This window comes from Nostoc sp. UHCC 0302, from assembly GCF_038096175.1.
Taxonomy (GTDB): domain Bacteria; phylum Cyanobacteriota; class Cyanobacteriia; order Cyanobacteriales; family Nostocaceae; genus UHCC-0302.
This window is the reverse complement of the sequence record NZ_CP151099.1, coordinates 1,611,378-1,626,490: the sequence shown is the minus strand read 5'-3', so window position 1 is coordinate 1,626,490 and position 15,113 is coordinate 1,611,378. Positions and strand designations below refer to the sequence as shown.

Below are 15,113 nucleotides of genomic sequence, written 5' to 3'. Positions count from 1 at the left end.
TCGCACCTCGACTGCGCTCGGCGACCACCGAGCGTAGCTGAGGTGGAGCAGGGGAGAGAATAATAACTCCTGTACAGACGCGTAGACGCTCGAAGAGCGGCTTCTCGTAAGAGTATAATTGCGTCTCTACTCTTGACTCAGCACTCAGCTTAGTTCTTACTTTTAGAACTAGATGCAGCAGGTTTGCGGCGTTCAAACCAGAGTCCAGCACTAATTAGACCTGAACCGCATAAAACAAAGACCAACGACTTAAAAAGTAAGTCGGTGTCGTACTCTAGTATTCGACTAATAATTTGCAGCGTGAACAGCAGCATACCGCCCCAAAATGAGCTTCTTTTGTTTAGCTTCAATCCTTCTTGAATTAGCCCCCAAGCTAATATCGCCAAAAGTACATTGAAAATAAAAATGCCTAGTTCATCAATGCGAGTGATAGCTTGATGCCAAAAAGGTACTATGGCAATGGCTGCAATAAAAGTGGTAATCAGCGCAGTTGTGAAAATCACTTCTCGGCGAGGAGGATTGTTTCTTTGACGCAGCAGAAACAACCACTGCAATACCGCTAAACCACTGAGAATCCCCAAATCGATTATCGGCAGAGACTGGAATAAATTCGCCAAAGTCGTTGGCGGATTATAAGTATAGTTTGGAGTTTGCCAAAGCCAACGAAAAGACAAGACATAAAAGACAAGACCAAAGAACACCAGCGCTAAACTACGAGCCAGGGGTAAAAACAACCTGTAATTTATCGTTGGGAACAGTAAGTCATCATAACTCCAGAATAATGCAGGTGGTAGTGCAAAAGCAAAGGATGCCACCCAAGGTGCTACATCAGCATAATTGAGAAGTGGCAGAGGATTGAGGCTGGCTTGTAAGGAACTAGCAAAGGCTAAGGCTGCCATACCAAAAATCCAACGCGAACGACAAAGGTAGGCTAGGGGAACATACAACAGCCATGATAGTAAAGGCATATGTTGCACGACCAGCCGTGACCAAGTCAATTCACTTTGAGAGTACCACAAGTCTCCTAGTCCCGTCCAATATCCAATTTGCATGAGGACAATTGCCAAAATGCCCAATGAATTTAAGGACAGGCTGTAAGCCATGACTAAAACACCAATCCCCCAAGCGAGAAACAGTTGGGAATTTGAGCCGTCAATATTAAACATCTGAGCCATCAACGCGAAATTTGCGCCTAAAATGAGAGCGCTAAGAAAGAGTAATCCTTCTCCCAATAAGCGCTTGCTGCGTTGTGACTTTTTACCTTCAGGTTGTCTCCACGTGTAAAAACCAGTGATAGTAGTCGATAGAAACAAACTCATTAACAAAATGAACTTGACTTCTCGTGACCACGCTTGCCAATTTGCTGCTACAAAGGTAATGATACCTAAGCATAAAAGTATGCTGCCTACACTAATGACGATGACAATAAAGCGATCGCGTGCAACAGCGTCCAGATTTTTAAATTGATAACGGTCTGCTATTTGCTCATACTGCGAAGAACTAATTAATCCTTCATCCCTCCATAATTGTGCTTCTTTGCGTAATTTCTGCTGAAAATTATCTAAGAGCATGACCTTCTCCGGTGCAATGGGCTAATGAGAGCGATCGCGTCTGGTCAGCTTCTAGTTTTTGAATGAAAGCTTAGGCAGATGCACTCTTGCGATCGCAATTTTAATGGCGGTCATTATCTTTTCAGTATGAAGCCAAATAGCTTAATTACATTGTTCTTGTGTAACAGTTTTATTGTTATTCTGATACAACACAATTATTTATATATGCAAATTGAAAAACCTTCTAATTTATTACTTAAAGTTTCACGCCGTTTGTTTGCAAATCTTGATGAGCGTGAAAGTTTTATTGAGGCTTTAGTTAACCCCCAGCCTTTTCAACCCAGTATTCTTTGGTGTCAAGATAAGCCAGATATGTCGCCTTTTCCAGTAGAAATACCAACCGATTGGCAACCACAATTTATTGACCGTTTATGCTTAGGGGAAAAACCTGGACAGCATCCTTTGCATGAGCAAGGATATTTCTATTGTTTGGATTTTTCTTCTGTCTTTGCATCTAGTACTTTATTAACAATTCCTCAACCAGTGCGTTTAGTATTTGATATGTGTGCTGCACCAGGAGGAAAGAGTATCTTTGCTTGGAAAGCTTTGCAACCAGACTTACTGATCAGTAATGAAGTTATTGGTAAACGCTTGGGAATGCTAATTTCTAATTTAAAGCGTTGTCATATTAGTCCTAGTACAGTGGTTAATAGAGATTCGAGTATCTTTGCTGAAATGATACCTTTTTCTAGCAATCTAGTGATTGTAGATGCTCCTTGTACTGGTCAATCTTTACTTGCAAAAGGTGAAAAAGCTCCCGGTTGCTTTCATCCAACGGCTATTAATAAGAGTGCAAATAGACAAAAACGGATCATAGCTAACTCTGCTAAACTTGTCTCACACCAAGGCTACCTAGCTTATATGACTTGCACTTATTCATCTGAGGAAAATGAGCAGGTTTGTGAATGGTTTTTGGAACGCTTTCCTCATTTTCAAGCATTAGAAATCAGCCATTTAGCAAAATATCAGTCACATTTAACTACAATGCCTTGTTATCGAATGTTTCCTCAAGATAGGTTAGGGGCTGGTGCATTTACAGTCCTATTCAAAAATACTTATGAGGATGAAGATAAAGAAATAAATTTAGATACAATATCCTCATATTACATATATCAAAATATAAAAAAGCTAAGTTAATTACATTGAGGCTTAACATTTCAGAGCGATGCTAGATTTTAAGCGATCGCCTCAACAAGAATGTGCTTGTCAATCAGCCATAAGGAACACATTTTTTTACTCAATCGATTTTATGATTGTAAAATCATAGACATAATAATTGTTATTTAGATGCAACTAATTACAGAAAATTCTTGTCTTTCTATGAATAGACTGTATTACCCTAAATGTAAACTTATGAATAATACATTTTTTCTCGTAAAATTTGTAGTCTACAATACCATGTTTCTTAATCTTTGCACAATTCTCTACTTGGGAGTAAACCCCAATATTTAAAAATCAACAACTTTCACTATTAACTCATGCAACAGAAAATCTGCTATATAAGGCGTTGGCAATTTAGTATTCATCTAAAATAAAATCATCCGAAATCAGCTCTCGACTTTTTGAAATAAAAATTGTACAAAAAGACTAGATTGTAGAGGATCGAAGTCACATGACTCGAAAAGTTAGCAAAGTTTTTAAACAGTCTGGAGTAATTCCCTATAGAGTCAAAGACGGCAAAATCGAAATCTTGCTGATTACAACCCGTAACTATCAACACTGGGTAATTCCGAAAGGAGATATCCCGAATGGAATGAGTCCACCTGCTTCAGCAGCTAAAGAAGCGTGGGAAGAAGCCGGGGTAATTGGGCAAGTAAATGTCAATGAACTAGGTACTTATAAATACCGTAAACGAGGTAAAATTTATCGAGTCAAGATGTATTTGCTACCAGTTGAAATGCTCAGCGAACATTATCCAGAAGCAAGCCAAAGAAAACGGCAGTGGCTAGATGTGAACAAAGCTATCAGACGGGTTAAATTTAGTTCACTCAAACGCATTCTTAAGGGCTTTTTTCTACCTAAATCTGATTCTTGTGCATTTCGATGCTAGTACAAAAAAGTAAAAGCTAGCATAAAATCTTTGTCTATTTTTAACTGTTGGATACCTTCGTCAGTGCTTGCTAGCCGAATAATGATTTTGTAAATTATAATGGCTCTAAATTGCCTGCGATGTTCTCACGCTTGGGGAGACAAGAAACCGAAGTATTTTAAATCTGGTTTTGGACTACCCAAGCAAACAAAAATACTACTTAAATTTGTATCAGCTAATTAAATTTACCAACTTCTCTGTTGCCTCAATCAAAGCACTGCGAATTCCTGGTTCACTCATCGAATGTCCAGCATCAGGAACAACAATAAATTCTGCTTCTGGCCAAGCTTGATGTAATTCCCAAGCAGATATCATCGGACAAACTACATCATAACGTCCCTGAACGATCGCAGCAGGAATCTGACGGATGCGGTAAACATTTGAGAGTAATTGATCTTCTGTTTCAAAAAAACCCTTATTCATAAAATAATGGCATTCGATACGCGCAAAAGCTGAAGCAAACTCACTTTCACCAAACTTTTGCATGAGTTCTGAATCAAAAAAAAGTCTACTTGTACTAGCTTCCCAAATCGACCAAGCACGCGCTGCTGCCAATTGAACTTCTAAATCTGGACTGGTCAAGCGTTTGTAATATGCTGCGATCATATCATCACGCTCAGTGATGGGAATTGGTTTTAAATATTCTTCCCAAGCGTCAGGAAAAATATAGCTAGCACCCTCTTGGTAAAACCATCGCAACTCTTTTTGTCTCAACATGAAAATCCCCCGGAGAATTAATCCCAAGCATCGAGAGGGATGAGTTTGACTATACGCTAATGATAAAGTACTACCCCAACTGCCGCCGAAGACTACCCACTTTTCAATACCTAAATGTTCACGTAGTTTTTCAATATCACTTACTAAATCCCAAGTAGTGTTTTCTCGTAATTCAGCGTGAGGTTTGCTTTGCCCACAACCACGCTGGTCAAACATCACCAACCGCCATTTCTCTGGGTGGAAATATTGTCGATAAAAGGGTGGACACCCACCTCCAGGGCCTCCATGCAACAAAACAATTGGCTGACCTAGAGGGTTACCTGACTCTTCAAAATGAATAGTATGGAGGTCAGAAACCTGTAAACTACCTTCTAGGTATGGTTCAATCGCTGGATACAGTTCTCGCATTCTGCGTATCTTAGTAGATTTTTACCCTATTCGAAACCAACTCCACTGCTGTGCTATTGGTTTAAGTGAATAGTATTTCTATTAAACAGGACTTATGCAGAAAGATACTTCATTTTTTCTCTCTCTTACACCCCTTAACCAAACCCTTGATTTTTCGCGTGTATGCGTAAGTTCTAAAAAAAATTTGTGTAAGTTTCCGGCTACAACGTACCCCTAAGAGAAAAGGATTTTAGACTTTCATCTTATCGCTACAGCTTGTTGGTAGTGATTGTGGTTGGTCTGTTTTCTCGTGTCAAACTAACTTAATTTTTATCCCACTAAAAATAAATATTAAGTAGGTAGGTGCCAAAAAAGTCAGCTATGTTAAGATATGTAAAGACTGATAATGCATCTACAAGGTAGTTGGTGTATGGGTGCGCGTTTAAGGGTATTTCTGACTCCTGAGCAAGACCAAACTTTACTAAATCTGAGAAAACAGGATGTACCACAGAAAGTCAAAGACAGGGCGGAAATAATCAGGCTAAATGCACATGGTTGGTATGTAGAGAAGATAGCAGATCACTTTGATTGTCACAAAAAAACAGTCACAAAAGTTTTGCATCAATGGCAAAAACTGGGCACAGAAGGGCTTTGGGAATCTCCTGGGCGAGGGGGGAAACCAAAGTGGCTTGAGGATGACATGATATTTTTAGAAGAATGCCTCAGAAACGAGCCACGCACATACAATAGTTCTCAGTTAGCTTTGAAGTTGAAAACAGAACGCAACGTTGAGATGAGTGCCGACAGATTAAGACGGGTACTCAAAAAAAGGGGGTCGATTGGAAACGGACAAGGAAAAGCCATAAAGGAAAACAAGACCCAGTAGCACGAGCAAACAAGCAAGCAGACCTAGACATGTTGGAATTAGCTGCTGCCACTGGTGAAATAGACCTGAAATACCTAGACGAGTCAGGGTTCTGTATGTGGAGCGAACCTAGTTATACATATTACTTTAGAGGTGAGCAAAAACGGTTAGAACAGACTAAACGCCGTGGTCGCAGATTAAGTATTATCGGGCTTCTCCAACCTTTAATCAGTTTTGTTTACGGTTTAGTTATCGGTGGTGTTGACCGTAAATCTTATATAGAAATGATGGAGAAAGAAGCCAAACAAGCCCAAGAAACTGGACGTATCAGCGTGATTGTGCAAGATAACGGGCCAATACATCGCTGCCAAGAAGTTCAACAATTGTGGAAAAAATGGGAAAGTCAGGGTTTGTACATCTTTTTTCTCCCGAAATATTGCTCAGAAATGAATCCAATTGAATTGGAATGGCAACATCTCAAGAAAGATGAGTTATCCGGGCAAGCATTTGATGATGAGCTAGATCTCGCTTACGCCGTCATCAATGGTGTTCAAGCTAGAGGAAAAAAAAACAATCACAACACACATCGTGTAAAATTTAGCTCTAGATTATCAACTTAAGATTTTGTTACATAGTAGAAAATTTCGGTGCCTACCTACTTATGTGATATTAGGCGATGATACGGTTAAATTTAAAGAAGTCTTTTCTGTTGGGAGTGAAATCAAAACTTTTTTTCGGAATTTACTGAATTTTTTATTTCTTAGATCAGTAGTGATTTTACCATCGTTCGGGTTAATACTAATGCTTAAGTAGCTTAACTTTTAATACTTTCAGTGTTTATACGGTTAAATGGGATGGCATAACTTCTTCAATCCTAGGTCAGGAATAGAAGCTTATAGCTTGTCAGATTAACTTACTAGCTTTCCTCATATCGTTAACACATATAGCTTTCAAGGTTCTTCTAGTTAAGCAGTCGCTATTAACAGAGACTTGTAGCTCATACGCATAAGCTGGATAAAAATTTTACTAAGCTAATTCACACATACTAGTAATGACGAATGTAAATAGAGCAGTTAAAGTGTGTGTTAGAGAGATTAAAAATAGGGAAAGAGCTTAAGTTGCAAGACTTTCAGCTTTTCATAACAGGTTAGAGTTCAGTAGTTCACAAAGTTACCGTAGTAGTCCAGCTACGGTTTTTTCATATCTACTTTTAAAGTGGGTGAAAATCATTAATGGAAGTCTTGCATATTTATTTAGCCAACACCTGATAAGTTGCGTAATACTATCAGTAATACAGTTGCAGCCACTACTGATATGCCTTCAAGCAACAAAGATGCAGTTCCTTGCCCATCGTAAATGAGAATTGAATTGTGCAAATACTTTTGGTGATTTCCTAATTCTGTTTCAGTTTGTCTCTCAATAGGAAAAATTTAGATCAGCTTACTAATGACGATTAACGCCTAATGTGAATTAAATAGGTTGAGACTGAAAAGTGAGAACATTGATGCCAAAACGGCGGCGAAGCAATAGACGTAGTGTGTGAGATGCAACTTTGGCAGCAATATGTACACAAAAGCCATCAACAGTTTTATTAAGTAGGCGTTCGGGATTACGGCCAGTATTTTGAATTTCGTGAAAAACACCTTCAACGCGTTGGCGAACACGACTAATAAAACGTTTCAAAGCATGAGAATGTTGAAGATGCTGGTTATCGCGCTTGTTTGTCCAGATACGATTACCAGTGCGGCGAGCGATGGCAGCTTGCCAGTCGGCAGAAATAAAGCCTTTATCTGCGTAAATATCGCTGTGCTGAACCATCTCTAAAACAGCATCAGCGGCAATTCTTTCATCAGTATTAGCAGGTACTATGTCATAAGCAACGGCAATTCCATTCCACGTTGATAGCATTACTAGCTTGTAGCCAAAATAACTCATTTCTCTAGCAGCACATCGACCAGGGGCAGCGTTTCCGGCAAAGTCACTATATCGCTTGTCTCGTTTGAGTCCTAATACTGGTAACGGTTTAGTATCGAGAAGGAAATATTTTTCACTTCCTTCAACCAATTGCTCTACCCAACTGCGGCGTAAGTTCTCTAACATCCCATCTAATTTGCGTAACCGCCGATTAAATTGACTCTGGTCGAGTAAATTTGGAAACCATTGCTTGTAATTTCCCCTGATGAAACCAAGAAATTGTGTTTCTCCGGGAAATGGTAGATAATCCATGACCAATGCTAGTGTCATGATTTCGCTATCACTCATTCTCGTCTTCGCACCCGGTTTTATCAAAGTTTCATTTTTTACTTGCTTTTGATACCAATCATCGACTACTACAAATATTGTTGTAATTAATGTTCCAAAGTCTATGCTAGTCATGGGGGAAGTCTGAGTTAAAAGTCTGGTAACTTTCATCTTCTTACTTCTCCCGCCTTTTTTTCTAATTCACATTAGGCGTGATTAGACTTCTTATACAAATAGTGTATAAGCTTTCTCCTTCACAGCCAGAAGCGATCCATAGCATAGTCTCCGCTGTTACCAGCATCAAAGTCAACCCTTGCTACTTTTTCCACCCCACTATGATTTTTTTCAAGACAACTCTCTAGAGAAAGAATAATTACAGCTAAATCTTATAAGTTGGGAAGACTTACTTTACTACAAGGGGATGAGGAAGTCGCAACATAAGATAATATATGCTATTTGTCTATTCATAACTAATTTCTTTCTCCTGATTCCACTAAAAACTTGAGACATATTTGTCTATGTCTAAAAACAAGTAATTACATAGTAAAAACACAAGTAACTCTGTCTTACATATCTCTCAAAAATTAACTAAGTAAATAGGTAATTGCTTGGTAGATTTATTACTCATTTATTTAGCAAAAATTGAGATATTTAGGAAAATACCAACACATTTTGGAGAAGCAATGGATTCTCAAATTATTAGAGAAGAAAAAAGAAATTTTGGATTGGCAATAGTATCAGGAACTTTGATGGTTCTGCTAGGAATTGCAGCGATCGCAGAACCATTTATAGCCACGATTGCCATCACAATCGTACTAGCGTGGATTTTACTAATCGGTGGTGTTATCCGCATTGTCCATGCATTACAATCACGGCATAAACGAGGTTTTTGGTCACAGCTACTGATTGGTATTCTATACTTAATTGCTGGAGTTCTATTAATTAGTAATATTTTGGGTGCTGCGCTTTCCTTCACTTTAGCCTTGGGATTTGTCATTTTTTTTGAGGGTGTCTTTGAGGTAATTGCGGCATTTCAAGCGCGTCGTGACCGAAACTGGGGTTGGATATTGTTTAGTGGCATCACAGCTATTATTCTGGGTATTTTAATTTTGGAGCAATGGCCTTTCAATGCAGCTTGGCTAGTGGGAGTATTCGTAGGTATTGATTTTTTGTTGACGGGTATTTGGATGATCATGCTCGCATTAGCTATCAGCAGACTTCCTAATGATCGGGCAAGGGTTTGATCTCCATACAGGTTTTCACACTAGACTTGTAGAGAGAAATTTTGGTCAGTTTAATTTAACGAGGTAGCGAATTATCCTGAGTCCAGCGCTGCCTCATCTAACTATATAAATCCTAAATCTTCGTGAACAACAAGAACCCCGCTTGATTGGAGAAACTGGGGTTATGAACTTTACAATTTTTACAAATTAGATAGGATTGCTATATAGGACTCATATTTGATTGCGTGAAAAAAGCTCAGTACACTTTTATTCCTTTTTACCTGTTTTCTATCTTTACGAGTGTTTCAAAAATCAAATCGGATTATTAAGTAGGTAAACACAAATAAATTAAAGCTTGTAGTTGCGTTTTAGCGCTAAAGCGCAACTACAAACTATAAAGCATCTTCAGTTGAATTATTTCTACTTACTTGTATATGATTTAGTAAGGGTATTAAATCGATATATTAATCTGTTATTCGTACATAATGAATACTGACTTTTGACTCCTGAATTCTGTTTTTAGAAAAAAGTTTTTATTTTTATATATTAGCTAGTTAAACATAAAAAATAACTTATACGAAAGCAGATACGCTAGAGAAAGTTTTAGCTACTCTCAAGACAGACAATTTTGGCGCACTAGAAGGCAGTATTTGTTTTGCCAAGTTTGATAAAAATGTTCGCTTGAATATTGAGGAAGGATTAACCAATTATTAAAAGCGATGTATAGAAACCTTCTTCACTTGGCGATAAGCTCTATTTACTTGGCTGTAAGATGTCATAAAGCTGGAGCAATTACAAAAAATATTGGCGTTCAAAAGCTTTTCGTATCCTGGTTAAATGACCTAGTAAGCTAAAGTGACTTCTCTTTAGTAAGCCCCACAAGAAGCAAATCAGCGATACACTGGAGAAAATTTTTGAGGAAGCGTTGATGGCAAAAAAAAACGGGGTGAAAGGTGAAACGTCTGAACAGGAATTGTCTACGGTTTCAGATATTGAAGAGTCCGAAACAATTGAAGATTCGCCTGCACCAGTGGAGGATGTCCCTGAGATTGACGACATCTTGAACTCACTCAAAAGCTTACTGAGTAGTGTAGAAAAGCTGCAAAAAGTCCGGCAGGAAGTGGGCGATATCAAACCTTTGATCGGGCGAATGCTTGATGGCGAACTGCTTGCTGGTGAAGAACTTGAGCAACTTAAAACAGGCGTCAGCAGTCTTTCTCGTCTTGTTCGTGCTTATGGTGACCATCAAGCAGCACTTACTAAAGCGCAACCTGCTAGAAACCTGCTGGATCAAGTGCTGAAAGAACGTCAAGCTCAATAAAACGTTCTTTTGGGTCTTTAAAAAAGAAAAACGATGAGTATAAAATCTCGAAAAGCATTAATTGGCATTACGACCTACGGTCGGCAGGCAGCATTACCATTTTCGCTGCCCAGTAATTATATAGATGCAGTCCGTGCCGCTGGTGGCACTCCTATATTATTACCACCAGGAGAAACTGACCCGGCCATAGTCTTAGAGCCTCTGGATGGTTTGATACTTTCTGGTGGCGGAGATATTAATCCTGTTTGCTACAAAGGTTGTGATCACGCGAGTATTTATTCTGTAGATTCCGAGCGTGATACTTTTGAACTGCAACTAGCCAAATTTGCTTTAGAGCGTCATTTACCTGTCTTGGGTATCTGTCGGGGTTTACAAATTCTCATCGTTGTTTGTGGCGGTACTCTGATTCCTCACGTGCCAGAGGTGTACGGTACGTCAGTATTACACCGTCTAGAGCCTGAACCTGGACGGCGTTTACCAACAGAACACATAGTCAGCATAGACGTCGAAAGCCGTTTAGCTGACTGTGTACAAAATACTCACATAACCGTAGTTTCCTGGCATCACCAAGCAATACACAAAGTACCATCTGGTTGGCGTGTTGTTGCTCATGCTTTAGAAGATGGAGTAATTGAAGCAGTAGAACATGAACATCATCCTTGGGCGATTGGTGTACAGTGGCATCCGGAGCTTTCAGTTAATGATCCAAATCATCAAAAAATTTTTGAAGCTTTTGTTCAAGCAACACGTACTAGGCAAAGTTTACTAACAGCGTAAAAGGGGTTGGGGATTGGGGATTGGGGATTGGGTAAAAAGCGGAAAAATTATGTCCGGGGCTTTGAATGTGGATAAATTTTTGAACGATTTCTCAATACCCAGTCCCCAGTACCCAGTACCCAATACCTAGTATTGAGAAGATAGTTTGCTGGTAAAGAATTTCCAGATTCTTTGAATAGCAAATATTAAAATACTAATCACAATGATTCCTGCTACGGCTGGTAACGCGATCGCTAGTAGAGAAAGTGCGATCGCGCTCACTAACTCGATGGTTGACACAACTGGATTTGTTAATCCACCTGAGACGCCTGTAGAAGTTAGGCGCAAGATATTCATCAAACCCTTGGTTATTCCTGCACTTCCCCCGCCTGCTATTAAGGCAATTGTCCATTGGGCGATCGGATTCATGTCAGGAGTAACTGAAGCTGCTACGACTGTACCAGCGATCACTGCGGCGGGTGTAGCAGCAATATCCAGTATGTGATCTAACCAAGGTATGTAATAACCAGTAATTTCCAGCACGCAAGCAACTGCGAACACCGCAAATGCTTGAGGGGATTCCAGCCAATTCAAGTCAGTGGGGTAATCTAAATGCCCAAAAACAGAAGCAGCACTCAATACCAGTAGTGGAACAAATACTCTAAAGCCAGCCGCCGCGCTTAAACTAATCCCCAATAGGAATTCAATAAATGTATTTAGGTCAAGTGTGGGAGTCAAGCTATCCTCCTAATAATCAAGCTTGAAAGTACTGAGTGGGGAAGTGAGCGAAAAATAAATCTTAACTGCTAACTGCTAAATCCTAGCTTTTTACCATCACTCAACGGTAATTTAACGTTAACAGTAGCAAATTCTGCTCAACCCTTCATCAGCCTTTAGGTTTTACGAGGGTTATTTTTTATCTGGCTAAAATCAACTCAATTTTTTGTTGCCTGCTACATTGTGCGACTTTTGTCTAACGTAAATCTCAAAAAAATTATTAATACATCACTCGGTTATGCCAATGCATCGCTTGGTTATGCCAATGCATCACTTGGTTATGCCAATACATCGCTCGGTTATGCCAATGCATCGCTCGGTTATGCCAATGCATCGCTTAGTTATGCCAATACATCGCTTGGTTATGCCAATGCAGACCTGGAAAAATTAATTTATGCTTCTCCTTATACAAATTCAATGAATGGTTGCAACACACCGTTGGATGAAGGCGCGATTCATCGCGTCTCTACAGATGGTCTATTTGTCGCATTCTTTTTTAAAATTGGTATTAAATGTCTCAACATACTTGTTTGAGAAAATACTTCTAATACTAGATGACTTAGTAATTAGGAAAGGGATAATGCGGAAAGACTCGTTTTTATCTTCCTAATTACTGACTTGGAAATTATTTTATGAGAACCAGAAAGCTAGGCAAACAAGGTTTGGAAGTTTCACAGATAGGGCTTGGTTGCATGGGAATGTCTGAGTTTTATAGTGGTCGTGATGAACAGGAAGCGATCGCCACAATTCATCGGGCATTAGAACTGGGAGTTAATTTACTTGACACTGCTGATATGTATGGCCCCTTTACTAATGAGCAACTAGTAGGTAAGGCAATTAAAGCTCACCGAGACAAAGTAGTAGTAGCAACCAAATTTGGTAATGTCCGTACTGAGGATGGAGGTTGGAAAGGAATTAGTGGCAAACCAGAATACGTTCATCAAGCTTGTGAAGCTTCACTAAAACGTCTAGGGGTTGAAGTGATTGACCTTTATTATCAACATCGGGTAGATCCAACTGTGCCTATTGAAGATACTGTAGGGGCAATGGCAGAGTTAGTGCAGCAAGGAAAAGTCCGTTATTTGGGACTTTCGGAAGCTGCCCCTGCGACAATTCGACGGGCGCAGGCAGTTCACCCAATTACTGCACTACAAACAGAGTACTCACTTTGGAGTCGAGAGCCAGAGGATGAAATTTTATCTACTGTGCGCGAATTAGGAATTGGATTTGTTGCTTACAGTCCATTAGGCAGAGGTTTTTTATCAGGTGCAATCACTAGCCCTGATGACCTCGCAGCTGATGACTTTCGCAGAAATTCCCCCCGCTTTCAAGGCGAGAATTTTTATAAGAACCTGCAATTAGTGGAGCAAGTAAAGACAATTGCCACGGAAAAAGGAGTAACTTCTAGTCAGCTTGCACTTGCATGGCTTTTGGCTCAAGGCGAAGATATAGTCCCAATTCCTGGTACTAAACGCCGTACTTATTTGGAGGAGAATATTGCAGCGACGGAAATTACTCTAACGTCAGAAGAGTTGAATCGACTTGAAGCAGTTGCGCCTAAAAATGTAGCAGCAGGTGAGCGATATCCTGACATGAGTACTGTTAACCGTTAAGCCATAATGTTGTCAACCTGAAGTAAGCTCTGAATACAAGTTAGTTTACTTAATAAGTAGTTCAATAGAAAAAACATCAATTGTCAGGTGTGTTATGCGAAACGATAACGCACCTAATTATTTTTTTACTCTCTGATAGAGAGCTTAGTTTAACGTGAGTTCGACAGATTTCAAAAACCCCTCTCCAAACCTCTCCTCCAGAGGGAGAGAGGCTTTGAAACCTTGATTTTTTCGTTGAAAACTAAGAATATTTTTGCCCCTCTCCGATGCGGAGAGGGGTTGGGGAGAGGTCATCGAACTCACGTTAGTTTAAGTTGAGAGGATAGTTAAGAAATCAATTAGTTTTATTAAAAATACTTTCCAAGCAAAAAAATATCAATAAATGCTTGAGAGAAGTTTTTAACTTAATTTGATAATCATGATTAATAAGTAGCTTGCAGTATAGGGACTGGTGTTGCAAGCGTCTCTTGTCAACACATTATGCACCAAAAAGTTTTATTAATTATTTGCCTTTAATTTGTTGAGATGTAGCTTCCATAAAGTTAATAAAAACCTGTATTATCTTATGAATCCCCTCACTACCTCCTGCAATTAAACCTCCTGTAAGTAAGGCATCTAAACAACGAAAAATAACAACTTGTATTAGATTATTTGAATCAATAAACACAAGTGGCTCAATTGAGCGAATACCGATTGCGCTCATTAAAAGACCGAACAAAAGGGATGTCCATAAGGCAATGATTCGTGTATCAGATTTATAAGCTGCTCTTTGGCGCTGCTTTTCATTTAAATTATCAATTTCTGGGTTAAGTATTTTTAATGCTTCTTCTTGTTGTTGTGTAAAATTATCAATTATTTGTTGTTCAAAACTCATTCCTTCAGGTGGTAAACCTGTGAATTCGTTCAATTGTAAACTAGTCGTTGGGGTTTGTTTTTGTTGCGATTGTATAAGTCTTATCTTCTCGTCAATTAGATATTTATCTTGCTGAATACTAATATCTAATTGCTCAACGTATGGCCCGCGCCAAGTAGTTATAAAAACTTCTAAAGAGCGCTCTAGTAATAAAGAAATAAACAATGGTAAAGTGAGTACCTGTATAACGTCATTAAGTCCAAATGGTTTTAAAGTAAATGGTTGAGATGATAACCAAGTTGAAAAAGTTACTACTAGAAAACTAATAATGATTAATAAAATAGGCATAGGAGATTCTGAAGAAAGCTTTAGCAACGTTTCTATACTCCTGTTGAGTATCACAACATTTAAAACAGCGTTAAGGTGAGAACTACACCTGCTGAGTTACTTAACAGCATTAATTTGACAGAACAGTAAATAATTTATGATTCAACCCTTTTCTCTGGGAAGGCGATCGCTTTGCTTTGTAGAAAGAGCGATCGCGCCAAGTGCAGATCGCTTGACTCACGAAAGTACTAAAATAAATTAGGCGCAAAACCCAGACCAGACAAGGCACTAAGAACCCTTTTAAAAGACAAATCACGACCAAATAGAGAAAAAT

General features: G+C 39.1%; 13 protein-coding genes. 8 read left to right on the top strand and 5 right to left on the bottom strand.

Going from position 1 to position 15,113, the window contains the following annotated elements; all coding sequences use genetic code 11:
• Positions 1–149: 149 nt before the first annotated feature.
• Entirely contained in the window at positions 150–1,571 is a 1,422-nt protein-coding gene (locus WKK05_RS06705; RefSeq protein ID WP_341528988.1) for a DUF2157 domain-containing protein, read from the bottom strand.
• 210 nt (positions 1,572–1,781) lie between these two features.
• Between WKK05_RS06705 and WKK05_RS06700 the strand changes: the two genes are divergently transcribed.
• Positions 1,782–2,747, top strand: a complete 966-nt coding sequence (locus WKK05_RS06700; RefSeq protein ID WP_341531036.1) for an RsmB/NOP family class I SAM-dependent RNA methyltransferase — start codon at positions 1,782–1,784, stop codon at positions 2,745–2,747.
• Between the two features lie 475 nt (positions 2,748–3,222).
• On the top strand, positions 3,223–3,660 hold the full coding sequence (locus WKK05_RS06695; protein ID WP_341528987.1) for an NUDIX hydrolase: 438 nt from the start codon (positions 3,223–3,225) through the stop codon (positions 3,658–3,660).
• A gap of 210 nt (positions 3,661–3,870) precedes the next feature.
• Here the strand turns inward: WKK05_RS06695 and pip are convergent, their stop codons facing one another.
• On the bottom strand, positions 3,871–4,824 hold the full coding sequence (gene pip / locus WKK05_RS06690; protein WP_341528986.1) for a prolyl aminopeptidase: 954 nt from the start codon (positions 4,822–4,824) through the stop codon (positions 3,871–3,873).
• Positions 4,825–5,233: 409 nt separating this feature from the next.
• Between pip and WKK05_RS06685 the strand changes: the two genes are divergently transcribed.
• A protein-coding gene (locus WKK05_RS06685) for an IS630 family transposase (RefSeq protein ID WP_341525019.1) occupies positions 5,234–6,288 on the top strand; the annotation gives its coding sequence in 2 pieces (ribosomal slippage) (positions 5,234–5,626 and positions 5,629–6,288; 1,053 coding nt in all).
• 850 nt (positions 6,289–7,138) lie between these two features.
• On the opposite strand, the gene WKK05_RS06680 is transcribed toward WKK05_RS06685, so the two are convergent.
• The gene (locus WKK05_RS06680) at positions 7,139–8,080 is read right to left on the bottom strand and encodes an IS982 family transposase (RefSeq protein ID WP_341525064.1); all 942 of its coding nucleotides are present in this window, start codon (positions 8,078–8,080) and stop codon (positions 7,139–7,141) included.
• Positions 8,081–8,592: 512 nt separating this feature from the next.
• Here WKK05_RS06680 and WKK05_RS06675 point away from each other — a divergent pair.
• The 3 genes from WKK05_RS06675 to WKK05_RS06665 all read left to right on the top strand — a co-directional run bounded on the left by WKK05_RS06675 (position 8,593) and on the right by WKK05_RS06665 (position 11,230).
• Positions 8,593–9,153 carry an HdeD family acid-resistance protein gene (locus WKK05_RS06675; RefSeq protein WP_341528985.1) on the top strand — a complete coding sequence of 187 codons (561 nt, stop codon included), beginning with the start codon at positions 8,593–8,595 and terminating at the stop codon, positions 9,151–9,153.
• Positions 9,154–10,060: 907 nt separating this feature from the next.
• A complete protein-coding gene (locus tag WKK05_RS06670; RefSeq protein WP_341528984.1) occupies positions 10,061–10,453 on the top strand; it encodes a hypothetical protein in 393 nt (130 codons plus the stop codon).
• Positions 10,454–10,486: 33 nt separating this feature from the next.
• Positions 10,487–11,230, top strand: coding sequence for a gamma-glutamyl-gamma-aminobutyrate hydrolase family protein (locus WKK05_RS06665; RefSeq protein WP_341528983.1), 744 nt, complete (start codon positions 10,487–10,489; stop codon positions 11,228–11,230).
• 126 nt (positions 11,231–11,356) lie between these two features.
• Here WKK05_RS06665 and WKK05_RS06660 read toward each other — a convergent pair whose 3' ends face one another.
• On the bottom strand, positions 11,357–11,947 hold the full coding sequence (locus WKK05_RS06660; RefSeq protein WP_341528982.1) for a DUF4126 domain-containing protein: 591 nt from the start codon (positions 11,945–11,947) through the stop codon (positions 11,357–11,359).
• Between the two features lie 231 nt (positions 11,948–12,178).
• On the opposite strand from WKK05_RS06660, the gene WKK05_RS06655 reads away from it, so the two are divergent.
• Positions 12,179–12,520: a hypothetical protein gene (locus WKK05_RS06655; protein ID WP_341528981.1), complete on the top strand. Its 342-nt coding sequence runs from the start codon at positions 12,179–12,181 to the stop codon at positions 12,518–12,520.
• Positions 12,521–12,618: 98 nt separating this feature from the next.
• Positions 12,619–13,599, top strand: a complete 981-nt coding sequence (locus WKK05_RS06650) for an aldo/keto reductase (protein WP_341528980.1) — start codon at positions 12,619–12,621, stop codon at positions 13,597–13,599.
• Between the two features lie 502 nt (positions 13,600–14,101).
• On the opposite strand, the gene WKK05_RS06645 is transcribed toward WKK05_RS06650, so the two are convergent.
• On the bottom strand, positions 14,102–14,827 hold the full coding sequence (locus tag WKK05_RS06645) for a hypothetical protein (RefSeq protein ID WP_341528979.1): 726 nt from the start codon (positions 14,825–14,827) through the stop codon (positions 14,102–14,104).
• Positions 14,828–15,113: the final 286 nt, after the last annotated feature.